The sequence below is a fragment of the Shewanella holmiensis genome (assembly GCF_025370255.1).
Classification (GTDB): domain Bacteria; phylum Pseudomonadota; class Gammaproteobacteria; order Enterobacterales; family Shewanellaceae; genus Shewanella; species Shewanella holmiensis.
In genome coordinates this window covers 18,502-40,760 of record NZ_JAMTCD010000023.1, presented here as the reverse complement: position 1 = coordinate 40,760, position 22,259 = coordinate 18,502, and the positions used below count along the sequence as shown (strand labels likewise).

Below are 22,259 nucleotides of genomic sequence, written 5' to 3'. Positions count from 1 at the left end.
AAGTCTGTTTGATTAACAAACGAGGACGCTTGCATGAAAAGACAAAAAAGAGATCGTTTAGATAGAGCTTTTTCAAAAGGATTCCAAGCTGGAGTAGGAGGGCGCTCTAAGGAATTGTGCCCCTACGCTGGATTAGACTCTCGTTCGCAGTGGCTTGGTGGATGGCGCGAAGGTGTTGATGGAAGAATGAGTGGGCTATTTAATAAATGATCTGAATAATTCGCTCCTTAATAAACAAAAATGCCCTCACAAATGAGGGCATTTTTGTTTAAGCAATCTGTTCATTTAAAATGTTGAAGTATCGCTAAATACACCCACTTTTAAATCAGTCGCCGAGTAAATTTGACGGCCATCAACTTCCATTGTAGCGTCCGCAATACCCATTACCAGTTTGCGATGGATAGTACGCTTAATGTTAAGCCTGTAGGTCACCTTTTTGGCGTTAGGTAATACTTGGCCAGTAAACTTTACTTCGCCTACGCCTAGTGCGCGACCTTTGCCCTCAGCGCCTTCCCAGCCAAGATAGAAACCGACTAATTGCCACATCGCATCCAAACCTAAACAACCAGGCATAACAGGATCAGTAATAAAGTGGCAATCGAAAAACCATAAATCGGGGTTGATATCGAGTTCAGCAACAATTTCACCTTTACCAAATTCACCGCCATCATCATTAATGGTGACAATTCTATCCATCATTAACATGTTGTCGACGGGTAAGCGTGGGCGGTTTGGCCCTAAAAGATTGCCATGCCCGCAGGCGACGAGTTGTTCTTTGGTGAAACTATTTGCTCTTTCCATTTATCTCAATACCACTAGAATGACTTTTGATGGCAACAAGATAGCGAACACGTGTACGCTAAACAACTCCGATCACTATATAATTCTCAACTTTGCTAATAATCTCGCAATAAAGCCCAGTTCTACGTCATCATCTTGACCAGCTAATCGATCAAGACGTTGCTGAACCATGCCATAAAGTGTTTCTGGAGGAAAATCATTATCTTCATTAGCAACGCCTGCAGGTAATGCCATTAATAGTTCAACGGCTTCATCCATATGCTCTATCGCATAAATGTGGAATTTGCCATCCGATACAGCTGTAATGACTTCTGGTTCAAGGTTTAACTGCAGCACATTGGCTTTAGGGATAATCACCCCTTGATCTCCCGTCAAACCTCGACGAGCACAGAGATTAAAGAAACCTTCAATTTTCTCATTCACGCCACCAATGGCTTGTACATTACCGAATTGATCTAATGCACCGGTTAATGCCAATGATTGCAAAATGGGTTGCTCAGCAATGGCTGACATTAAGCAGCAATATTCCGCAAGTGATGCACTGTCGCCATCAATTTCTTGATAGGACTGTTCAAATACGATATTGGCATTTAAATGAAGTGGGGCGTCACGTCCGAATATACGATACAAGCAAGCTGATAAAATCATCATGCCTTTAGTATGGATGTTACCACCAAGTTCAGACTTTCTTTCAATATCAGCCACTTCACCATCACCGTAATGTACTGATGTGGTAATACGTGCTGGTTCACCGTAAGAATAATCACTAGAGTCAATGACAGTTAAGCCATTAATTTGACCGACCATAGCACCTTCAGTTGGCAAATTAATAAAGTTGTCATCAAAGCTTTGAGCCGAATAGACTTCAGAACTATTATGTCGATATTTCATCTGAGCAAGAGCATTGGCAACGGCATTGCTATTAATACTATTACTGTTAGGCATTAATGATGATATTGGCGATAGCGCCTTTGCTTGAGTGATTAACAATCGCATATCTAGCATGCTTAAACTCAATCTTTGCTGGTGTTCCGCTAATCTGGCACTGTACCAAAGCAAGGGCAAAATACTTGATGGTTCAAGTTCTATCCCTTGCTTGTTAGCCAACGTAGCTAACCATTGTACATATTGAGACTCAGAATGTTTGGTTAAGTCTAACTCGTAGCTTATCTCGCCAAGCAATGGAAAATGTTGGCTAAAGAATCGATCTTCATTCTTTAAATGGCTATAAGATAAACCCGACCCCACAAGAATAATTTTACAATTCAGTGGAATGGGTGCCAGTTCTTGATTTATTCGATATTCACTATCAGATAATATCTGTAACAGCAGCTCCCAAAGTCCCTCGCGTTTCCAGATTGAATGCAAACAAATAAATACAAAATGGTTAGATGCTAATGCACCCGCTTTATATTGGCTGCTTTTATCTGTTTTTTGCATTTTCCCCAGTAAGTCATGCCTTTTAATCTGGCCCTGTAAATAACAAAAAAGCGATTGTTGTTTAGCAATGGTGCCGACATTTTCTGGTGGGCGTTGAGGCTGCCATTTGAAGTTAACAGCAGATTCCTCGCCAGATGATTTAGTGGCGACAAGAAACTGATCGGTTGGCGTATCAACTTGAGAGCATAATGCTTCTATAAAATCGGCTCTATCAATGCCGGGGAAGTCAGCTAGAAAGAAGTGCTGTCCAGTAAGTTTGCTCATTAATTTAAAACTATTAACGACCCTGTCTTGCCCTAATAATAAATGGCTAGGATAAAAAGTGCTTGGCACCTCTTTAGGCACATGGAATTGCGGCGCAAGTTTGGCACTGGGGAGTAATGTTGAATTCATAAAGTGATAAATGGACATATAACCAAAAGATAATGACTCAAATAGTAGCATAATGCGCTGCAAAGTCTTTAAATGAATCAAATCCCCTTTGGTCTATTACGCATTAACCGATTATTGTTTGCATAGTGTTTAAGCGTTTTGAATAAAAACACATCGTTACGGTTAAATGCTGAACATTTAGCATTTATTTTTAAATTTATAGTTTACAAGCACCAGAGATACTTATATTATTTGCCGCGTTCGGAGGGATGGCAGAGTGGTCGAATGCACCGGTCTTGAAAACCGGCAACGGTTTACCCCGTTCTAGGGTTCAAATCCCTATCCCTCCGCCATATTAAATATGAAAAGGCCTTATCGAAAGATAAGGCCTTTTTGTTTGGTAAATGGTAAGGATTCACACCTAGGGTTCCTCTTTATAACAAGCAGGCTATCCTTCCACCATATTTATCGAGAAAGCCTTATCAGAAATGATGAGGCTTTTTTGTTGTTTTGAATTTGAGTAGCTCTCCATAAGGATTGACTCAGACAATGTATCTGCTTTTTACATCATCAGAGTACCCAATAATGTATATTTCACAGGTTCAGTTTATTCAAATCGTTACACAAATAACACATTCCTTTTGATGTAAAAGGTTAAATCAGCACAGACGATTAGCCGAAAGGTTGTACAAAAAATCCCTACCGGAAAAATACAAATTCCTTTAGCATAAAAACCGATTAATTTGAATGTGGCATCGCGCTAGACCAATTAGTGGTTTATGTTTTGCAACAGCGAAATGCAAAAATATTAACACGTTAGGCATAAGGAATTATCATGCGAAGCTCATTGTCTCTTTCACAATATGTTAAGAAACGAAATGGGGTTCCTCTTGGGGCAAGCCACTCAATGAGAAATATGCTTGCACGTTCCTTAGGTGCTAAGTCTTTTCCTGTGTTTTGGTATTACTGGAACCCTATTTGGAGCTACTATTTATCTCGTAATGTTATGAGACCACTTAATAAGTTTTTACCGACCTCATTAGCTGTCTTAATCACATTTATCATCAGTGGCGCACTCCATGATTTGGCTGTTTTACTGGTTAAGTGGAAAGCCGTTTTCTTTTTCACCCCATGGTTTGGCTTAATGGGTTTAATCGTTATAGCCAGCACCAAATTAAGTGTTTCCTATGGGCATTTTGCTTGGCACACCAGAGCAACTATCAACGTTTTTATTATTGTTGTAACGCTATGTTTGACATACATAGTTGCCGGCGAATATTGACATGGCCACCCACAATTAAGTGAACTAAAAGTAATACATTGGAATTTAAGACAACCATAATTATTTCATCGTAACTATGACTATGACTATGACTATAGATTATGATTATGACGCCGCAGGCAATATCCTTGTTAATGCGATTACGGCAGTCAATACCGCTACGGTAGTGTCGGCAAAGGTGTTGGCGGTAATGCAGGCCCTAACGCCATTAGGCTGTTTATCCGCAATGGCACCCAAAACTTCACCTATGACAATAACGGTAACAGGCTGACGGGTGATGGTGTAACGTTAACCGATAACGACCAAAACAAGCCTCTTTAGTCAGATCTGCCATGCGTTTTCGCTGTGGTGTTTTTATTGACCAGAGTTGTTTTGGCTGCCAATAAAGATGTTATCCATATGGGAAATCCTAGTCGCAAATGGTGTAGAATAGAGGGATTGAATAGCCGTCAGTTGCTTTGTTGAACTTTATCGGCAGTTTTAAATTATTAACTGTAAACGAGAATTGAATGTCAAATGCCATCCCCTCAGAACTTAATAACTTTGTACTCGAATGCACCAATGCATTAATTGATAACACACTGCAGCGTTTAGTGTTCGCAAAATATCGTGGAGATGACACCGAGCTTAAACGCGTTGCATTGCGTCCGATCGAGTTAAAAGGGCAGCGACTTGTTTCTTGTTTATATGAATATAGAACCAATCATATTACTAAAAATATTGAGTTGGACGCTCTCAAAAAACTTTGCCAGCAATGGCTTGAAACTGATTTTCAAAGCGCACACCTAATCACGCTTGAGTGGGAGATTCAATTAAGTATCAGTAAAAAAGGTAAAGTGCTCATTAATAAGTATCGCAATAAAAACGCCCCAAAGAACAAGGGGGCTGATGACCTAAGTGCAACAGAAGCGGTATCTCATAACCGCTCTAAAAAGCGTTTTGTTGAGCAGCATCGCCCATATTTACGTGAACTAGGCATTACTGATGCTAATGGCGAGATTATTCCATCAATGTCACGTAAGTGGAAACAAATAAACAAGTTTATTGAAGTGTTATCTCGTGCAATTGACCAAACTGGTTTGGCTAACAATAATGAGGTTCATATTGCTGATTTTGGTTCGGGTAAGGCTTATTTAACTTTTGCTGTTCATGATTATTTTGTAGATAAACTTCAAGTCAAAACCCAGGTGACAGGCGTTGAGCTTCGTCAGGGCTTAGTGGATTTATGCAACCAAACGGCTAGCAAGTTAGCATTAACGGGCATAAAGTTTGAACAAGGCGATGTACAACACTTTAAGGCTCAGGGGATCAACATCATGATCGCTTTACATGCCTGTGATATAGCTACCGATTATGCATTGCATATGGGGATCCGTACTGGCGCAGATATTATTATGTGTTCGCCTTGTTGTCACAAACAAATTCGCCCTCAAATGAAAAGTCCGCAGTTATTAGCCCCATTATTACAACATGGGATCCACATGGGACAAGAAGCCGAAATGGTGACTGACGGCCTGCGTGCATTATTGCTTGAAGCACATGGATACGATACTCAAGTGTTTGAGTTTATTTCCCTTGAACATACAAGCAAGAATAAAATGATTCTGGCTCAAAAACGAAAACATCCCCGTGATAACAGCGCTATTTTGCAACAAATAGCCTCAATTAAAACCTTTTACGGTATTGAACATCAGTGTTTGGAAACCTTGTTAGGCTAGTTCAGCAAAACGTCTGTATTATCGATTATTAAACATGATTTTGTTGATAATTAAACGGTTTTATTTGGTTTATAGATGATTAACGGTGTAATAGATTGTTCAAACTTGCCAATTGGTAGATTTATCGTTAGTTTTACCGGGTTTAAATTTAAGTCATGGAAGGAGTAGTGATGGGAAACATTGTCTGGGTTGCCTCATACCCAAAATCGGGTAACACATGGGTGCGAGCATTTATTGAGAATTACATTCAGGATCTGGATAGTGCTGTAGATATCAATACTATGCATCGTATTTCAACCGCGGAATCAGCAGCTCATCGTTATCAACCATACTTACCAGCTGAAAAATCGGCTACCACTGAGTTATCTTTGGAAGAAATATGTCAGATTCGTCCTCAAGTTCAATCTGATATAGCCCAACAAGCTCATGGTACTACTTTCGTCAAAACACATAATTATCTAGGCGAATACAATGGTTACCCGTTGCATAATTCTTCAGTAACCGCTGGTGCTATTTACGTTGTTAGAAACCCGCTAGATGTGGTGATTTCTATGGCTAATTATTTTGGTTACACGATTGATGAGGCCATTGATTATCTGGCGGAAGACATGACAGGTACTCCGAATGAAAGTTATCATGTACCACAAATTATCACATCATGGTCAATGCATGTTTCAAGCTGGACGAGTGATACAGAATCAAAAGTAATATTAAGATATGAAGATATTTTGGATGATCCCAAAAAAGCCTTTAGAAAGATCGAGTCTTTTTTAGGGTTAAAGAAGGATCCCAAAAGGCTTAAAAATGCCATTAAGCACTCCTCTTTTTTACAACTCAAATCTCAAGAAGCTAAATCAGGTTTTGTTGAAAAACATGAAAATGCGAATGCTTTTTTCCGTAAAGGTGGTAAACATCAATGGAAAGAGAAATTAACAGATGAACAAGTTCAAAGAGTGATTAGCAGTCATCATGAACTGATGAAGAAGTTTAAGTATTTGCCCTAGCTAAGTTAGCGATTAACATCATTTTGTTAATGTTAGCTAAAGTAGATGAGTTAACTTGATTTAAGCGCTATTAATCTCAATTCTTTCCCGCATGCAACTTGCAACGGTAAGAGTTACTCATTTTGATAGAATTTAATTTTTTCATCAAAATCAATAGGTAACTATTATGTTTCTGTTTAATAATTTAATCGTTAAATACAACACTTGGTTACCTTATTTTAGCTAAAAATTGGTTGCGTATGTTGAGCATGTAAAGTTGTGGCGATCTCTGAGCTACATTTTCCTGCTATAAAGAATGTAACTCGGTTATTTGAATTCAGTTGACCAAGTTATACCTTGGTAAACATTCATTTTAAAAGTCATAAAATTCTGATTGATCACTTATTCTAATCGTATTCAATATGTCTGAATGAACAAATAAGCCTTTGTGACTCGCAAAAAGCTCAGCCTGTGCAATACTTCTATTTAGTCAATGTGGCTCGTTTTACTCATGCCGTTAAATCTTACCTCCTTTCACACTGACCAAAATATTGGTTCCACCAATGGACTGACTGAACCTCTAGAAGGATAACGTTATCATTTCTAAAGGGTGGTTAAGATGAATTTACAAATCAAACAGAAGATGCTTTTAAGTGCAGTAATTCCCCTTGTATTGCTTATTTCTATCTGCGCTATTGCGATTAATATGATGGGGAAAATTGAGCAAGGGGTGATTAGCATATACAACGATAGAGTCGTGCCTTTAGAAGATTTGAAAATTATTGGTGACGATTATGCGGTATACGTTATTGATGCTGTAAACAAGGCTAACGCTGGTGAATTTAGCGCCCAAGAAGCCTCTGATGCGCTTAAGAATGCGAATAAAAATATTAGTATTCGTTGGTCAAAATACATGGCAACAGAATTAACTACCGAAGAAGCTTTGCTCGCTAAGCAGGCAAATATGATGTTTGCTCCAGCAGACAGTCAAATAGAGAGGCTGATTAACAAGCTAGATAGCATGTCTGGGAGCGTAGAAGGTCGATTGAGTGCAGATATTGTTCCTTTATATCAAGTTATCGACCCGATTAGCGGGAAAATATCTGAGCTAGTTGCACTGCAAATTAAAGTTGCTGGTGATGAAAAACAAGCTGTTATAGATTCTGCGAGTGAGTCTGTTAAATTATTTTTATTTTTAGCTTTTTGCGCCATTATTGCAAGTATTGGTTTAAGTGTTTGGGTAAGACGCAGTGTAATGACTCCCATTATTGATATTTTAGGTAAGCTAAAAATAATTAAAAGAGATTCTGATTTAACATTAGTATTTAAGCCATTGAATAATGATGAGTTAGGTCAAATTTCGGATAATTTAACCGGAGTTATTGAGCATTTAAGAAGCATTTTAGTGTCGATTTCTGATGCGGCTATTACGATCAATAGTTCTGCAGAGAATCTTAATAATTTTACTCGCGAAACCAATACAAGAATGCAAAATCAGCAGTGTGAAACTGAGCAAACGGCTGCTGCAATGAATCAGATGACGGCTACAGTAGCTGAAGTGGCGCAAAGTACTACTGCAGCTGCAGATTCTGCTAAAAATGCTGATATCCATGCCGCTAATGGCGACTTAATTGTTCAGCAATCAATACAAAGTATGTCTCTGCTTTCATTGAAAATCCAAGAAACCTCTGAAGTCATCTCGTTATTAGCAAGTGAGAGTTTGAATATTGGAAAAGTGTTAGATGTGATTAAAAGTATTGCTGAGCAAACCAACCTTTTGGCCTTAAATGCAGCAATTGAAGCTGCAAGGGCCGGAGAGCAAGGTCGAGGCTTTGCTGTTGTGGCTGATGAGGTGCGAACTTTGGCTAAGCGAACTCAAGAGTCTACATTACAAATTGAAACGATGATTGATAGTTTGCAACAAGGTGTTAAGAAGGCGGTGGTTTCTATGGAGTCTGGCATGGCCCAAGTTGATGATGCCAACAAAAATACCAATTTAGCAGGTGATGCTTTGAAAGAAATTGTGGCTACTGTTGATAATATTACTGAATTAAATACCCATATTGCGACAGCAGCAGAAGAGCAATCTAGTGTAGCTGAAAGCATTAACCGTAGCATAATTACCATCAGTGATATTTCGAAACATTCAACTATGGCGGCAGGTGAGTTGAGCCTTTCGGTTGATGAGCTCTCTAAGCTAGCTAACGTGATGCGGACTCAAGTTGCTACCTTTAAATTGCAATAATTAAAGTTGGTTTAACTGACTTAAGCACAATAAAAAAGAGCCATTAGTTTTCTAAGGCTCTTTTTTAGATTAACGAGTGATTAGGCTCGCATACATTTCTCTCCGCGAGACAGACCAACCACACCTGAACGTGATACTTCTATCACTTTAGTGACTTCAGCTAGTGCACCAATAAAGGCATCAATCTTTTCACTTGGGCCAGCCATTTGAATGGTATAAAGGCTTGCCGTTACATCAACAATTTGGCCGCGGAAAATATCAGCGGTGCGTTTGATTTCTTCACGCATATCACCTTGCGCTTTCACTTTGACCAGAGCAAGTTCTCTTTCTATGTGTGCAGCCTCAGTAATATTAGCCACTTTTAAAATATCGATGAGTTTGTGAAGCTGTTTCTCAATTTGTTCTAACACCTTTTCGTCTGCGATCACTGTGATATTTAAACGAGAAAGGGTGTTGTCCTCTGTAGGGGCAACCGTCAAACTCTCAATGTTATAACCACGTTGTGAAAACAAGCCGACTACGCGAGAAAGTGCACCGGGTTGGTTTTCAAGTAATACTGAAATAATACGACGCATTAGCTTTTCTCCGTTTTGCTTAACCACATTTCATTCATTGCACCACCACGAATTAGCATTGGGTATACGTGTTCTGTTTCATCAACGCTAATATCGACAAATACTAAGCGGTCTTTCATTGCTAATGCTTCTGCTAATTTCGACTCTAATTCTTTTGGATCGCTAATTGTCATGCCCACATGGCCATATGCTTCAGCAATTTTGGCAAAGTTAGGTACCGAATCCATATAAGAGTGTGAGTGACGACCAGAATAAATCATGTCTTGCCACTGTTTCACCATACCTAAGAAGCGGTTGTTTAAGTTGATGATTTTTACCGGAGTATCATATTGAAGTGCGGTAGACAGTTCTTGAATGTTCATCTGAATTGAACCATCACCAGTAACACAGACAACCGTTTCTTCAGGAAATGCCATCTTAACGCCCATAGCCGCAGGCAAACCAAAGCCCATAGTGCCTAAGCCACCTGAGTTTATCCAACGACGAGGTTTATCAAAGGGGTAATATAACGCGGCAAACATTTGATGTTGGCCTACATCTGAAGCAACATAGGCATCGCCATTTGTCAGCTTGTGTAGCGTTTCAATGACCTGTTGCGGCTTAATACGGTCTGTTGTTCTATCAAACTCTAGGCACTTTTGTGCGCGCCACTCAGTAATGTCCTGCCACCAGGCATCTAATGCAGCGGGATCATTTTTTTCATCAGATTCAGCCAGCAATTCCAGCATGGTATCTAAGATATTGTCAGCTGAACCCACAATAGGAATATCTACTCTGACGGTTTTTGAGATGGAAGCAGGATCGATATCGATGTGTAAAATAGTTGCATTAGGACAATATTTTTCAACATTATTGGTGGTGCGATCATCAAAACGCACACCAATACCAAAAATAAGATCGCAATTATGCATCGCATTGTTGGCTTCAAATGTGCCATGCATACCTAACATGCCTAAGCTTTGCTTATGCGTACCAGGAAATGCGCCTAAGCCCATTAATGTACTAATTACCGGAATGTTAAGCTGTTCTGCAAGTGATAAGATTTGTTGATCACATTCAGAAATAATGGCACCGCCGCCGACATAAAGTACAGGCTTTTTAGCGGTTAACAATGCTTGTAAGCCACGACGAATTTGGCCTTTATGCCCAGTGGTCGTAGGGTTGTAAGAACGCATTTTAACGGTTTCTGGATAAACATAATCATGCAGAATGTCTGGGTTTAAACAATCTTTAGGTAAGTCGATAACAACAGGACCTGGGCGGCCAGTTGATGCAATGAAGAAAGCTTTTTTGACTATTTCAGGTATTTCAGCTGGATTTTTCACTAAAAAGCTGTGTTTAACGACAGGGCGTGAAATACCAATCATATCGCACTCTTGAAATGCATCATTACCAATCAATGAACTAGGCACTTGACCAGATAATACCACGAGTGGAATAGAGTCCATGTAAGCGGTTGCAATGCCGGTAATCGCATTGGTGGCGCCAGGACCTGAGGTAACTAATACCACTCCAACTTTACCTGTGGCACGAGCATAGCCATCGGCCATGTGAACAGCTGCTTGCTCATGGCGAACTAAAATGTGTTCAACACCAGCAATTTTATGGAGGGCATCATAGATATCTAAAACAGAACCACCAGGGTAACCAAAAATGTGGCTAACACCTTCATCTATTAAGGAGCGCACAATCATACTTGCGCCAGAAAGCTTTTCCATGAAATGAATCCTCATAAGTTACCGTTATGGTAAACAGTATCTTGTATACAACGACGGTAATCGTTCTAAAAAATAAGTTTAAATGGTTATCTAAACTTGTTAAGGGCCTAAGTAATGTCTTAGTGCCATTATCCGCTCAGGCGAACGCGATAGATTCATCATATGTAAATCAATATTTACTGCAAGCCTTTTATTTATTTTTTTAAACTATTTGAAAATAATTCATATTTAAACTAAGAAATTGCCATTTCATGTTAATTAAGCGATCAAAGTGCCCACTTTTGGCGTTTTTTTGTTATAAAAAAGCCATTACGGTTATGTAATGGCTTGAATATTCGCAATAAGCGTTTTCTTCTTGACGTTAGTCAGCGATGGAATATGACTTACTCTGATAATTTTGCAATGTTTGACATAGCGCCACAATAACAATCGCAAAAAGCATTAAACTGGCAAATGGCACTGCTGTCCCAGTATAAAAGTAGGCTAATAATGGGCCTGCTGTTGCACCAAAACCAAATCTAAGAGTCCCTATTACTGCAGTAGCTGTGCCAGTTTCTTGCTTAAACTTCATTAATACAATTGCATCGGCATTCACTGACATTATCCCTAACGATCCCATGAGTGGGATAAGCATCATCACGGTGAAGTGATAACTTAAATCAAACACATTAACTAACACTAAGCCTATTGCAGCAATAGTGGCAAAAAAAGTGCCTGCATGCAGCATACGCTTTGAACCATAACGACTGACGATACGTGAGTTAACTATGTTGGCGAGCATTAGCGCGCCTACGTTTGAGCTAAATAAAATAGCAAACAGTGATTTATCTAAGCCAAAGACTTCCATATAAACGAATGGCGAGGCAGTGAGGTAACAGAAAAATGCAAACGAGGTTAATACCCCACTGGCAATATGCAGCTTTACTCCCTGACGAGAAAATACCGTGTAGTAAGATCTAAAAAACGATTTTTGACTGCGTTGCAATTTGTCGGTGTCACTAGGCATTTTTAGCTTTAATAGGATAAGAACCAGTAACGCCGCGGCATAAAAGCTCAACATGAAAAAGATTAAATGCCAATCACCAAGCTCTAGTATAAAACTGCCAATAGTAGGCGCAATAAGAGGTGCTAACATCATAATTAAACTGACATAAGACATGCCTTTAGCTGTATTTTCGCCGTATATTTCTTTGATATAACCCGGTACAACAACGGTGGCGGCTGCGCCAATAAATGCTTGTAAAAAACGCAGCACCAGAAATTGTTCAATGGTTTGCGTTAGAGCCAGTAATAAGCTGACCACACTAAAACCAATTAAGCCAATGATCACTAATGGTCTACGGCCGATTTTGTCGGCAATAGGCCCAAAAGTTAGCATGCCCAATGCATACCCAGCTAAGTAAATACTCAGTGATTGCTGCACCATGGTGACATCAGTACCAAACCCTTTAGCCAGTGTCGACATTGCCGGTAAGTACATATCAATCGCTAAAGGGGTGATGGCAACAATAGCGGCTAACATTGGGATCAACATGGCTAAGTGCGGGAATGCACTTTGTTGCGTTGTATTTTGAGAACGAGACACAAAAACCTCAAAGCTTAAAAATCGGATAATCCGTTGAAGGAAATCAAACGAGAAACGGCCAAACATTTTAGCCGTTCAGTCTAACACGCAATTGGGTTTGTTGATTTGGGATTTTGTAATCAAAAGTATCTATTTTTCTAATTGTTATAAGTCATGAGCGCGCGAGTAAACCTTGTTTAAGCCATTGTTGTATGATTGTTTTGAGTCAATCTTGTTGCTGACTGGTTGTTTTGTTGATGTTATCGCTGTCAGTTATTGCCATGACAGTGCACAGAATGTATTGCAAAAATATTACATTTAAGTAGCTGTAATTAACCTGATAAAAACCTATTATATCTTTTTTGCTATGTTGACAAGGAAAGTGCTGTGTTGTCACGTTTGTATGAGTTCATGCCCGGTTTAAATACGCTAGTTAATTATGAGCGAAAATGGTTTGCTGATGATATGAAAGCGGCGTTATCGGTGGCTGCCGTGGCGCTACCTGTTGCGATTGCCTATGCACAGTTAACAGGGGTTAATGCCGCGGTAGGCTTGTACTCATGCGTACTGCCAATGATGGTGTATGCGTTATTTGGCACGTCTAAGCAGTTGATTGTTGGCCCTGATGCGGCAACATGTGCGGTTATCGCAGCAGTCGTTACACCTCTTGCTGCAGGAGACAGTGTCAAGCATTGGCAGTTAGTCATGACAATGACAGCTATGACAGGCTTTTGGTGTTTAATTGCCAGCCGATTTAAGTTAGGGGTATTAGCTGATTTTTTATCCAAACCAATTTTAATGGGGCTGCTAAACGGTGTGGCAATTACCATTATTGTTGGCCAATTTTCAAAAATCTTTGGATTTACCTTTGATGAGCGTTATCTGCTTGAACGATTAGGCGGCGTGCCGACGTATTTATCAAAAACCCACATTCCAACATTGTTGATGGCGATATTAACCGTAGGGGTTTATTTTGGTATGAAGCGCCTTAAACCTAACTGGCCTTCATCAATGTTTGCCATCGCGTTTGGGGCGATATTAGTTTGGTTGTTTAACCTTGAACAATTTGATGTCAAAACCATAGGTGAAGTAGCAGGCGGATTACCTTTATTTCAGGCGCCAGAATTTAACGTGGGTATTATTCGTGAGCTGGTGATGCCCGCGCTTAACTTAGCTGTTGTGAGTTTTGTGAGTATGATGCTAACCGCTCGAAGTTTTGCGGCTAAAAATGGTTATGACATTGATGCCGATAAAGAGTTTAGGGCATTAGGTATTGCCAACATTGCGTCAGCTTTGTCACAAGGTTTTGCGGTCAGTGGCGCAGATTCTCGTACCGCAGTAAATGATGCTAACGGCGGGAAAACCCAATTAGTTTCAATCGTTGCTGCTGCAATTATTGCGGTGATTGCCATTTTCTTAACCGCGCCACTGGAGTTTATTCCAAGCGCGGCATTAGGTGTGGTGTTAGTGATAGCCTCGGTTCACCTATTAGACTTAAAAGCCGTTTGGCAACTCAGACTTAGAGACAGGCAGGCATTTTATTTAGCGTTAACCACGTTATTTGCGGTGTTGTTTATCGGCGTTATCCCTGGTATTACCTTGGCGGTTTTACTAGGATTATTCCAGTTTATTCGCACAGTTATGCGCCCAACTGATCAGATTTTAGGGGTTGATATAAAAGGGGTGATCAGAAGTTTAGATAGCAGTGACAAAGCTAAACCTGTGGCAGGTATTTTCATCTATCGATTCAATTCACCATTAACTTATTTCAACTCAGGTTATTTTAAACGTCGATTGTTAGAGCAATACGCAAGACAAAAAGGCGATATTAAATGCGTTATTATTGATGCTGTACCGTGTTTTACCCATTTAGATTTAAGTGTAATGGCGATGCTTGCTGATTTAGATGGGTTGTTTAAAAAACGCGGTGTGCGGCTTGAGCTTGCTGGTAGAAAGCGTCAATTACTGTCATGGTTTGAACAGACTGGGATGAAGTCTGGCAATGAAGGTATTTATATCCGTTCAGACTTGTACCTAGCGTTAAAAGTTAATCAAAGTAAACAAGCTGCCGACGATGCCTTACTTGAACAAGCGGAAGAAACCGATGCTGGAAAATTAGCGCAAAAACAGCAGGTATTAACGCATAGTCAGATTTAACCACTAAGGGTACCCGTATTGACATGAACGATCTCCTCTTGCTCTTTTTGGCATAAGAGGGGATCGCTGTTGAGTGAGTGGCAGCAGATCTTAGCCAATACAAATAAGGCTTTATTTTGTAATATGCTTGGATATTAGCCAGATAGACATCTAACTACATTATCTGAATTCTGGTCGATAAATCGATCTTCAGCGGCTATTTTTAATGTTAACTGCGTTGGATTGAATCGTTATCGGCTAGCTATTGAGGCGTAAATTCCTCTGTTGTGACTACAAGCTTACGACTGAATAAGTAATATATTCAGATAATATTAATGAATGGGCAAATATCTTAAGCAGAGTACATCTTTATAATAAATCAGTGGCGCCGTCGTAAGTTGTTGATTTTGTATAACTAAATTTATGTTGCCATCAGTGCGTTGTTACACTAATATTCGCTAACTGACTGAGCGTCAAACCTCGTTGGGAAGGTTGAGGAATAATTCTATTCCTCCTGTTAATTTAGCAACACAACGCCTCCTCGAAATTCAGATTCAAACCCTCTTTTTGAATCCTAAAGTAAAGAAAAAAGCGTCGTCTCTTTGGATGTAGCATGTATGGTTTCGCAAGTAAGTGAAGCAGTGCTGGATGTGATCGCAGATGCGTTAGTCGATAAAGGATACATTCTTTTATCAGATATCATTCCTGATTATGTCAGCTTAGCCTTGCTAGAAAAAATGCAGGTTAAGCATGATATTGATTTTAAATCTGCGGCTATTGGCCGTGGAATAGATCAACAAATTAATACCGAAATTCGTTCAGACAAAATTAGTTGGCTTGATAAACAAGACCATACGGATAGGGAATACTTATCGATTATGGAACAACTAAAAGATGGTATTAATCGACGCCTATTTATGGGGTTATTTGACTATGAAAGTCATTATGCGGTTTACGAACCTGGTGCGCATTATAAAAAGCATGTAGATGCATTAAAAGGCAGCCAGAATAGAATCTTAACAACGGTATTCTTTTTAAATCCATTGTGGCAACCAGAAGATGGTGGCCAATTAGTGATTTATGACGAGCATGATGTTGCTTTAGAAACGGTGCAGCCTCAAATGGGTACCTTAGCAATATTTTTAAGTGAACGTTTTCCCCATGAAGTATTACCGACATTAAGAACCCGTAACAGTATTGCTGGATGGTTTAGGGTAAGTCATGCTAATCATGGTTTTTAGTATTCTTTAAAATACCGCTAATTCAACGCCACATCTTTGTGGCGTTTTTTATATTTTCATTAGTGCTAAATTCGATTAAGGTAATGTAAGTTTTGTGATTAATTATGTGTTTTAGTCTACGGTCTGTTGATTTTTATGCTTATTTTTACAGCGAATTGTTGGTCATATGTACAAGGTAGGGACTTTGTGGTGTAGTTATTCTACATTAGAAGTCGATAATGCATGACAAATGCCCCACAAACGCTGCCCGAAGGGTTCGGCAAAAAACGTTTTTTCTTTGTTGAATGGCTTTTGTTTGGATGATTAGACATTTATGTGTTTGCCTCAATTAAAGCGTTTTTATCGCCAACAAAATGCAATCTGTAAAGATCAACAGGCTAGTCATCATATTGAATTTTAATGTAATACACTAAATAGGACTGGGAATGAGTATAAATAAAAAGTGGATTTTAGCGGCTTCATTAGTGTGTTTAAGCCAAGGTGTTAATGCTCAAGACGCTGCAGAAAAAGCCTTCACAGATGAAGTTATCCAGTGCGCTGCATATTATCAAATTGCATCAGAAGCCATTGGCGCGATGAATGCGCCTCAAATGCAAGCCGTTGGCGAGCGTTTAAAAGTGTCTGCAGTCGACGCGGCAACGTTAGCCGAAAAATATCGCCCAGCAGCGCAAGTCACCACCGATATTGCGGCAGAAAAAGATAAGCAAAAAGCCAAGTTAGGTGGGTCGACGAATTTGGGGTCTTTAATGGGACAGTATAAAGATTTATGTAAAACAGTTGTTTATGAACCTCAAAAACGCCTTGATTATTGGGCAATGGTTACCATGTAATTGCTGTCATGTTTTGCATGAAAAGCGCACTTGTCAGTGCGTTTTTTTATGCTTGCAAATAAGCAATGTCGATCCAATTTAATGAATGTTCAATCATAGCTCGCATTTAACCATCAATAAGCTAAATTTTATTGGTAGTTGTTAACCACAACTCGAGTTAAGAGTGCAATCGCTTAATTTGCAATGATCTCTAAGCCATAATGGGAGGCTAAACGGGTTAATATTTGTTGTTTTTTTAGTAAGTTGACCCATTCGGACAGTTGCTGCTTGCTAATGGGGGCGTTGGGGTTCAATAAAATCCCGTGATTATATTCTTGGTCCCATTTTGTTGACACTAATATTTGCGGTGATACTTCAGGATATTGTGATAAATAAAATTTTAAATAAGACCAGGTTACTGGTGCTATCTCTGCTCTGCCGCGTAATATGCTTACAATTGATGCTTCATTCGAGTTCACAAATTGAATGTTGAATCGAGCTTTTAAATATTGTGGGTCAGCTTGCCAATCTGCGAATTTGTAGTGATATCCTTTTACTAAACTGAGTGTTTTACCGTCAAATTTTTGAAAGTAAGCTTGATCAAGTGCGTTATCTTTTAATGAAATAAATAATTCACCATCGTGAATATCTAATGGCACAAACTCATGTTCTATCTTGTCCCACCCCCACACAGGGCTCTCAAACAACATCATGTCAAACCGATTCATTGCATAAGCTTTATAACGATTAGCAATGCTTGTTGCTACGAATTCAAATTGAACTTGCGATTGAATACCGTTGAGGGCGTTAACGAGATCGACAGATAAACCTGTATAACGTCCATCAATGGATTCAGTGATGTAGGGCGAAAAAGGGTATCCTGCTACTTTTACAATAGGCTTATTTGACTGAGCATTGACAGCAAAAGAGATAAAAAAAAGTAAACATAAAAACAGATGCTTCATAAATGTCGATTTCGGTTAATTAGTATTCATGTGTTAAAAATGTAGCATAAAGGTTGCCGCATAAGTACTGTAAATTGCAGCTCAAAATCATTCTGTATTAATAGATGATGTTGATACCCAGAAAATCCTGCTAGATAATATTGTTATTATTGAACTGAATATTCTTGGTGAGAAAAATATGTGGTTTCAAAAGCGCATTCAACTATCCGCTAAAAAACGAGGTTTTCACCTTATTGATAAAGAGTTGTTGCAACAGCTACCTGAATTGAAAACGCTTGAGGTTGGTTTGGCGCACTTTTTTATTCAGCATACATCGGCCTCTATAACCTTGAATGAAAATGCAGATCCCACGGTAAGAGGAGATTTTGAACGGCATTTCAATGTCATAGTGCCTGAAAATGCCCCTTATTATCAGCATACCTATGAGGGCCCAGATGATATGCCTGCACACCTAAAGTCGACATTAATAGGGGCCGAATTAACCATACCAATCAGTCATGGTCGTCTTAACATGGGCACTTGGCAGGGGATTTATTTGTGTGAACATCGCGATGATGCCTTCGACCGCACTATTATTGTGACGTTAAACGGCGAGTGATGTCATTCAGTTTCCAGGAAAGCACGCTTTTTATTTCCACTATCTAGACAGTCTTGCTTGTGTGAGTGAAACGATTAGTGATAAATTTGCTATTTAGACATAGCAAAAGCACAATGTGTTTTTTATGTTGATGATTTAGAAATAAAAAAATGCCTACTTATTCAGGATGAATGGCTAATAATAAAGGGTGGTTGAAGTTGATTTCAGTATATTTAGTAGATGATCATGAATTAGTTCGCACTGGGATCCGTCGCCTGTTAGAAGATGAGCGTGGTATTAAAGTCGTTGGTGAAGCTCACGATGGTGAAACCGCGGTACAGTGGTCTCGTCACAATGAAGCTGATGTGATTTTAATGGACATGAACATGCCTGGTATGGGGGGGTTAGAAGCCACCCGTAAGATTTTACGCTATCAACCCGATGCAAAAATCATTGTGCTAACCGTACAAACTGAAGACCCATTTCCAACCAAAGTAATGCAAGCAGGTGCTTCAGGCTACTTAACTAAAGGGTCAACTTCACCAGAAGTTATCCGGGCCATTAGTCAGGTTTCACGCGGGCAACGTTACCTCTCTCCTGAAATAGCTCAGCAAATGGCGCTCAGTCAGTTTACTAATAGTGACGAAAACCCCTTTACCAGTTTGTCTGAACGCGAATTGCAAATCATGATGATGATCACCAATGGTGAAAAGGTGAATGATATTTCAGATAAGCTGAATTTAAGCCCGAAAACTGTCAATAGTTACCGTTACCGTTTATTTGCCAAATTAGGTATTAATGGCGATGTGGAGTTAACTCGTTTAGCGATTCGATACAAAATGCTCGACACTGGTTCGTTCTAATTAACATTTGCCTTATAGTCATTGAACTACGGCAATGTTGGTTTAAGTGTATTTTTCACACTGTAATTCATTATGACTGAAACGTTTCAATCCAAATCATTTCTAAAAACAGTCACTTCATCACCAGGTGTTTATCGTATGTATGATAAACAAGATGAAGTGATTTATGTGGGCAAAGCAAAAGATCTTAAAAAACGTTTAACGTCCTATTTTCGTTCAAACTTGCCTAATGTAAAAACTCAAGCGCTGGTCAGCAATATTCATCATATCGATGTTACCGTCACCCACAGTGAAACCGATGCGCTTATCCTTGAAAATGACTATATCAAGCAATACATGCCTAAATACAATGTATTGCTGCGTGATGATAAGTCATATCCCTACATATTATTAAGTCAACACCAGCATCCTCGATTAGCATATCATCGCGGCACTAAACGTGAAAAAGGCCATTATTTTGGCCCTTATCCCAATGGCGGTGCTGTGCGTGAAAGTTTGAATTTGATGCAAAAATTATTTCCGATTCGACAATGCGATGATGTGTATTATAAATCTCGCTCTCGCCCTTGTTTACAATATCAATTATCACGCTGCAGCGCTCCCTGTGTTGGGATAGTGTCTGATGAGGATTATCAAGAACAAGTTAAATTAGCCACGCTATTTTTAAGGGGTAAAGATCAACAGGTTATTACTACCTTAGTGGATAAAATGGAGCAAGCAGCCATTAATATGGCCTATGAGCAGGCAGCACAATATCGCGACCAAATTAGTGCATTACGTAAAGTTAGCGAGCAACAAGAGGTGTCTAACGCAAAAGGCGATATGGATGTGATAGGTGTTCACTTTGCCTCTGGTATCGCGTGTTTTCATTTGTTGTTTATTCGTGATGGCAAAATTTTTGGTAGTCGTAGTTATTACCCAAGCGTGCCGGTGGCAACTGAGCTTGATGAAGTCTTATCATCGTTTTTGGGGCAGTTTTATTTAAATGAAGATGTACAGCGCACCATTCCTAAAGAAGTTATTCTGAGCCATGACTTTGAGGGAATGGACATTACGGCGGCGTCGATAGAGCAAGCGCTGCAAAAAAAGTTTTCCATCAAAACTCAAGTGCGTGGTGAGCGGGCCAGTTTTTTACGTTTAGCCCTAACAAATGCGACCAATGCGGTTGTCACTAAGCTGTCGCACAAAAATACTATTGAGCAACGTTTTAGTTTGTTAGAAGAAGCACTCGAGTTATCTTTTTTGATTAAACGTATGGAGTGTTTTGATATTAGTCATACCATGGGAGAAAGCACAGTTGCTTCTTGTGTGGTCTTTAATCGTGAAGGTCCACATAAAGCGGACTATCGTCGTTACAATATTACTGGTATCACAGGCGGAGATGACTATGCCGCAATGGAGCAGGCGATAAATCGTCGATTTGATAAGATTGATGACAGCGGCAAAGTGCCAGATATTGTGTTTATTGATGGTGGATTAGGCCAGTTACGCATTGCCCAGAGCATTGTTGATGAAAAGTGTGCCCATTTAATGAAGCCGCCGCTGCTTGTCGGAGTGACAAAAGGTGAAGGACGTAAAGCGGGTCTTGAAACGTTTGTGATTGGCGGCTCAGAAGAAACCATTGATATCGCCAGTGACTCACCAGCATTTCACTTAATTCTGCATATTCGAGACGAGTCCCATCGTTTTGCTATTACTGGTCATCGTAATAAACGTCAAAAAACACGCAATACCTCAACTTTAGAATCGATTGCTGGTGTTGGGCCTAAAAGACGTAAAGCTTTGTTGCAACATTTAGGTGGACTGCAGGAAGTTAACAATGCCAGTGTTACAGAATTGGCAAAAGTACCCGGAATTAGCTTAGAAATGGCACAAACGATCCATGACTCATTGCGAGGGGGCTAAAATTAAGGCAAGATTGGCGCTGCTTTTGAATAATTGGTCTATTTATGCCGTTTAATTTACCTATCGCATTAACACTATTTCGTTTAGTGCTTCTGCCAGTATTTATATTTTTCTTTTATCTTCCTTACACTTGGGCACCTTTTGCTGCTGCATTTGTATTTTGGTTAGCCGCAGTAACAGATGCATTAGATGGTTACGCTGCAAGAAAGCTTGGCCAATTAACTCGTTTTGGCGCATTTTTAGATCCGGTAGCAGACAAAGTGATGGTGTCTACTGCGTTGGTTTTACTGGTTCAGCAGAATGATAATATTTATTTAACCTTAGCCGCACTCTTTATGATTGGTCGCGAAATTGTGATTTCTGCATTGCGAGAATGGATGGCTGAAATAGGCAAACGCGGTGTGGTTGCCGTGTCGTGGATTGGCAAATATAAAACCGCCGCTCAAATGGTTGCTATTGTCGGCTTAATTTGGCAACCCACGCCATTCTTAACCAATGTGGCTTATGTATTGTTCTATGTGGCAGCTTTGCTGACTTTTTGGTCGATGATAAGTTACATTTCAGCGGCTTGGAAAGATTTAACCGCTGAATAGCACATAAATACTTCAATAAGATTATTAAGTGCGCAAACGATAAGTTTTAATAAAAACAGCAATTGACACGGGGGATGAAATCGGTAAAATGCACCCCCGTAGACAAGAGACTAACAGCCAGACAGCCTTGATGCTTAAAGCGAGTTAATCAGATTTACGCGACATTAGCTCAGTTGGTAGAGCGATACCTTGCCAAGGTATAGGTCATCGGTTCGAACCCGATATGTCGCTCCAAATCCTTATTTACATTGTGGCGCGATGGCAGAATGGCTATGCTGCGGATTGCAAATCCGTCGACCTCGGTTCGACTCCGGGTCGCGCCTCCACTAAATTGCGTTTAATGGCTTTGATGTTAAAGCGGTTAAAACAACACTTTGCCCGAGTGGTGGAATCGGTAGACACAAGGGATTTAAAATCCCTCGCTGAATAAGCGTGCCAGTTCAAGTCTGGCCTCGGGTACCATTATTAGACT

At 39.7% G+C, this 22,259-nt stretch carries 19 protein-coding genes and 4 tRNA genes; 17 read left to right on the top strand and 6 right to left on the bottom strand.

Features of this window, described 5'->3' with window-relative positions; translation table 11 throughout:
* The first annotated feature begins 33 nt into the window (after positions 1 to 33).
* On the top strand, positions 34 to 210 hold the full coding sequence (gene rmf / locus NE535_RS15265; RefSeq protein WP_188843511.1) for a ribosome modulation factor: 177 nt from the start codon (positions 34 to 36) through the stop codon (positions 208 to 210).
* Between the two features lie 75 nt (positions 211 to 285).
* Here the strand turns inward: rmf and fabA are convergent, their stop codons facing one another.
* Together fabA and NE535_RS15255 are read right to left on the bottom strand one after the other, a co-directional pair.
* Positions 286 to 801: a bifunctional 3-hydroxydecanoyl-ACP dehydratase/trans-2-decenoyl-ACP isomerase gene (fabA, locus tag NE535_RS15260; RefSeq protein ID WP_261299465.1), complete on the bottom strand. Its 516-nt coding sequence runs from the start codon at positions 799 to 801 to the stop codon at positions 286 to 288.
* Between the two features lie 75 nt (positions 802 to 876).
* A complete protein-coding gene (locus NE535_RS15255; protein ID WP_261299483.1) occupies positions 877 to 2,634 on the bottom strand; it encodes a S16 family serine protease in 1,758 nt (585 codons plus the stop codon).
* A gap of 242 nt (positions 2,635 to 2,876) precedes the next feature.
* On the opposite strand from NE535_RS15255, the gene NE535_RS15250 reads away from it, so the two are divergent.
* From NE535_RS15250 to NE535_RS15225, 6 genes are all read left to right on the top strand, one after another.
* Positions 2,877 to 2,966, top strand: a tRNA-Ser gene (locus NE535_RS15250).
* Positions 2,967 to 3,448: 482 nt separating this feature from the next.
* On the top strand, positions 3,449 to 3,895 hold the full coding sequence (locus tag NE535_RS15245; RefSeq protein WP_261299464.1) for an acyltransferase: 447 nt from the start codon (positions 3,449 to 3,451) through the stop codon (positions 3,893 to 3,895).
* Positions 3,896 to 3,983: 88 nt separating this feature from the next.
* Positions 3,984 to 4,166 (top strand): hypothetical protein, encoded by a 183-nt coding sequence (locus tag NE535_RS15240; protein WP_261299463.1) that lies wholly within the window; start codon positions 3,984 to 3,986, stop codon positions 4,164 to 4,166.
* Between the two features lie 238 nt (positions 4,167 to 4,404).
* A complete protein-coding gene (locus NE535_RS15235; RefSeq protein WP_261299462.1) occupies positions 4,405 to 5,613 on the top strand; it encodes a class I SAM-dependent methyltransferase in 1,209 nt (402 codons plus the stop codon).
* A 170-nt stretch (positions 5,614 to 5,783) separates the two neighbouring features.
* Complete coding sequence (locus NE535_RS15230; RefSeq protein ID WP_261299461.1) at positions 5,784 to 6,617, top strand: sulfotransferase domain-containing protein; 834 nt, start codon at positions 5,784 to 5,786, stop codon at positions 6,615 to 6,617.
* A 598-nt stretch (positions 6,618 to 7,215) separates the two neighbouring features.
* Positions 7,216 to 8,841 carry a methyl-accepting chemotaxis protein gene (locus NE535_RS15225; RefSeq protein WP_261299460.1) on the top strand — a complete coding sequence of 542 codons (1,626 nt, stop codon included), beginning with the start codon at positions 7,216 to 7,218 and terminating at the stop codon, positions 8,839 to 8,841.
* 80 nt (positions 8,842 to 8,921) lie between these two features.
* Here the strand turns inward: NE535_RS15225 and ilvN are convergent, their stop codons facing one another.
* The 3 genes from ilvN to NE535_RS15210 all read right to left on the bottom strand — a co-directional run bounded on the left by ilvN (position 8,922) and on the right by NE535_RS15210 (position 12,668).
* Positions 8,922 to 9,416 carry an acetolactate synthase small subunit gene (gene ilvN / locus NE535_RS15220; protein WP_261299459.1) on the bottom strand — a complete coding sequence of 165 codons (495 nt, stop codon included), beginning with the start codon at positions 9,414 to 9,416 and terminating at the stop codon, positions 8,922 to 8,924.
* Positions 9,416 to 11,134, bottom strand: coding sequence for an acetolactate synthase 3 large subunit (locus tag NE535_RS15215; RefSeq protein ID WP_261299458.1), 1,719 nt, complete (start codon positions 11,132 to 11,134; stop codon positions 9,416 to 9,418). Before NE535_RS15215 ends, ilvN begins: the two co-directional genes overlap by 1 nt.
* Positions 11,135 to 11,495: 361 nt before the next feature.
* Positions 11,496 to 12,668: a multidrug effflux MFS transporter gene (locus NE535_RS15210; protein ID WP_483414570.1), complete on the bottom strand. Its 1,173-nt coding sequence runs from the start codon at positions 12,666 to 12,668 to the stop codon at positions 11,496 to 11,498.
* Between the two features lie 417 nt (positions 12,669 to 13,085).
* On the opposite strand from NE535_RS15210, the gene NE535_RS15205 reads away from it, so the two are divergent.
* From NE535_RS15205 to NE535_RS15195, 3 genes are all read left to right on the top strand, one after another.
* Positions 13,086 to 14,855 (top strand): SulP family inorganic anion transporter, encoded by a 1,770-nt coding sequence (locus NE535_RS15205; RefSeq protein WP_261299457.1) that lies wholly within the window; start codon positions 13,086 to 13,088, stop codon positions 14,853 to 14,855.
* A 596-nt stretch (positions 14,856 to 15,451) separates the two neighbouring features.
* Positions 15,452 to 16,075, top strand: coding sequence for a 2OG-Fe(II) oxygenase (locus NE535_RS15200; RefSeq protein WP_261299456.1), 624 nt, complete (start codon positions 15,452 to 15,454; stop codon positions 16,073 to 16,075).
* A 425-nt stretch (positions 16,076 to 16,500) separates the two neighbouring features.
* The gene (locus tag NE535_RS15195) at positions 16,501 to 16,905 is read left to right on the top strand and encodes a hypothetical protein (protein WP_280925463.1); all 405 of its coding nucleotides are present in this window, start codon (positions 16,501 to 16,503) and stop codon (positions 16,903 to 16,905) included.
* A 173-nt stretch (positions 16,906 to 17,078) separates the two neighbouring features.
* Here the strand turns inward: NE535_RS15195 and NE535_RS15190 are convergent, their stop codons facing one another.
* On the bottom strand, positions 17,079 to 17,849 hold the full coding sequence (locus tag NE535_RS15190; protein ID WP_261299455.1) for a substrate-binding periplasmic protein: 771 nt from the start codon (positions 17,847 to 17,849) through the stop codon (positions 17,079 to 17,081).
* 178 nt (positions 17,850 to 18,027) lie between these two features.
* On the opposite strand from NE535_RS15190, the gene NE535_RS15185 reads away from it, so the two are divergent.
* The 7 genes from NE535_RS15185 to NE535_RS15155 all read left to right on the top strand — a co-directional run bounded on the left by NE535_RS15185 (position 18,028) and on the right by NE535_RS15155 (position 22,249).
* Positions 18,028 to 18,447: a secondary thiamine-phosphate synthase enzyme YjbQ gene (locus tag NE535_RS15185; protein ID WP_261299454.1), complete on the top strand. Its 420-nt coding sequence runs from the start codon at positions 18,028 to 18,030 to the stop codon at positions 18,445 to 18,447.
* A 197-nt stretch (positions 18,448 to 18,644) separates the two neighbouring features.
* Entirely contained in the window at positions 18,645 to 19,289 is a 645-nt protein-coding gene (gene uvrY, locus NE535_RS15180) for a UvrY/SirA/GacA family response regulator transcription factor (protein ID WP_261299480.1), read from the top strand.
* A gap of 72 nt (positions 19,290 to 19,361) precedes the next feature.
* A complete protein-coding gene (uvrC, locus tag NE535_RS15175; RefSeq protein ID WP_261299453.1) occupies positions 19,362 to 21,194 on the top strand; it encodes an excinuclease ABC subunit UvrC in 1,833 nt (610 codons plus the stop codon).
* A 44-nt stretch (positions 21,195 to 21,238) separates the two neighbouring features.
* Positions 21,239 to 21,787, top strand: a complete 549-nt coding sequence (pgsA, locus tag NE535_RS15170) for a CDP-diacylglycerol--glycerol-3-phosphate 3-phosphatidyltransferase (RefSeq protein ID WP_261299452.1) — start codon at positions 21,239 to 21,241, stop codon at positions 21,785 to 21,787.
* Between the two features lie 158 nt (positions 21,788 to 21,945).
* Positions 21,946 to 22,021, top strand: a tRNA-Gly gene (locus NE535_RS15165).
* A gap of 18 nt (positions 22,022 to 22,039) precedes the next feature.
* Positions 22,040 to 22,113: transfer RNA gene (locus tag NE535_RS15160), tRNA-Cys, on the top strand.
* A 50-nt stretch (positions 22,114 to 22,163) separates the two neighbouring features.
* Positions 22,164 to 22,249: transfer RNA gene (locus NE535_RS15155), tRNA-Leu, on the top strand.
* Positions 22,250 to 22,259 lie beyond the last annotated feature (10 nt).

Excerpts from the sequence above, each read along its gene's own strand:
- rmf (WP_188843511.1), top strand. The coding sequence starts at position 34 with ATGAAAAGACAAAAAAGAGATCGTTTAGATAGAGCTTTTTCAAAAGGA.
- fabA (WP_261299465.1), bottom strand. The coding sequence starts at position 801 with ATGGAAAGAGCAAATAGTTTCACCAAAGAACAACTCGTCGCCTGCGGG.
- NE535_RS15255 (WP_261299483.1), bottom strand. The coding sequence starts at position 2,634 with ATGAATTCAACATTACTCCCCAGTGCCAAACTTGCGCCGCAATTCCAT.
- NE535_RS15245 (WP_261299464.1), top strand. The coding sequence starts at position 3,449 with ATGCGAAGCTCATTGTCTCTTTCACAATATGTTAAGAAACGAAATGGG.
- NE535_RS15240 (WP_261299463.1), top strand. The coding sequence starts at position 3,984 with ATGACTATAGATTATGATTATGACGCCGCAGGCAATATCCTTGTTAAT.
- NE535_RS15235 (WP_261299462.1), top strand. The coding sequence starts at position 4,405 with ATGTCAAATGCCATCCCCTCAGAACTTAATAACTTTGTACTCGAATGC.
- NE535_RS15230 (WP_261299461.1), top strand. The coding sequence starts at position 5,784 with ATGGGAAACATTGTCTGGGTTGCCTCATACCCAAAATCGGGTAACACA.
- NE535_RS15225 (WP_261299460.1), top strand. The coding sequence starts at position 7,216 with ATGAATTTACAAATCAAACAGAAGATGCTTTTAAGTGCAGTAATTCCC.
- ilvN (WP_261299459.1), bottom strand. The coding sequence starts at position 9,416 with ATGCGTCGTATTATTTCAGTATTACTTGAAAACCAACCCGGTGCACTT.
- NE535_RS15215 (WP_261299458.1), bottom strand. The coding sequence starts at position 11,134 with ATGGAAAAGCTTTCTGGCGCAAGTATGATTGTGCGCTCCTTAATAGAT.
- NE535_RS15210 (WP_483414570.1), bottom strand. The coding sequence starts at position 12,668 with ATGTTGATCCCAATGTTAGCCGCTATTGTTGCCATCACCCCTTTAGCG.
- NE535_RS15200 (WP_261299456.1), top strand. The coding sequence starts at position 15,452 with ATGGTTTCGCAAGTAAGTGAAGCAGTGCTGGATGTGATCGCAGATGCG.
- NE535_RS15195 (WP_280925463.1), top strand. The coding sequence starts at position 16,501 with ATGAGTATAAATAAAAAGTGGATTTTAGCGGCTTCATTAGTGTGTTTA.
- NE535_RS15190 (WP_261299455.1), bottom strand. The coding sequence starts at position 17,849 with ATGAAGCATCTGTTTTTATGTTTACTTTTTTTTATCTCTTTTGCTGTC.
- NE535_RS15185 (WP_261299454.1), top strand. The coding sequence starts at position 18,028 with ATGTGGTTTCAAAAGCGCATTCAACTATCCGCTAAAAAACGAGGTTTT.
- uvrC (WP_261299453.1), top strand. The coding sequence starts at position 19,362 with ATGACTGAAACGTTTCAATCCAAATCATTTCTAAAAACAGTCACTTCA.
- pgsA (WP_261299452.1), top strand. The coding sequence starts at position 21,239 with ATGCCGTTTAATTTACCTATCGCATTAACACTATTTCGTTTAGTGCTT.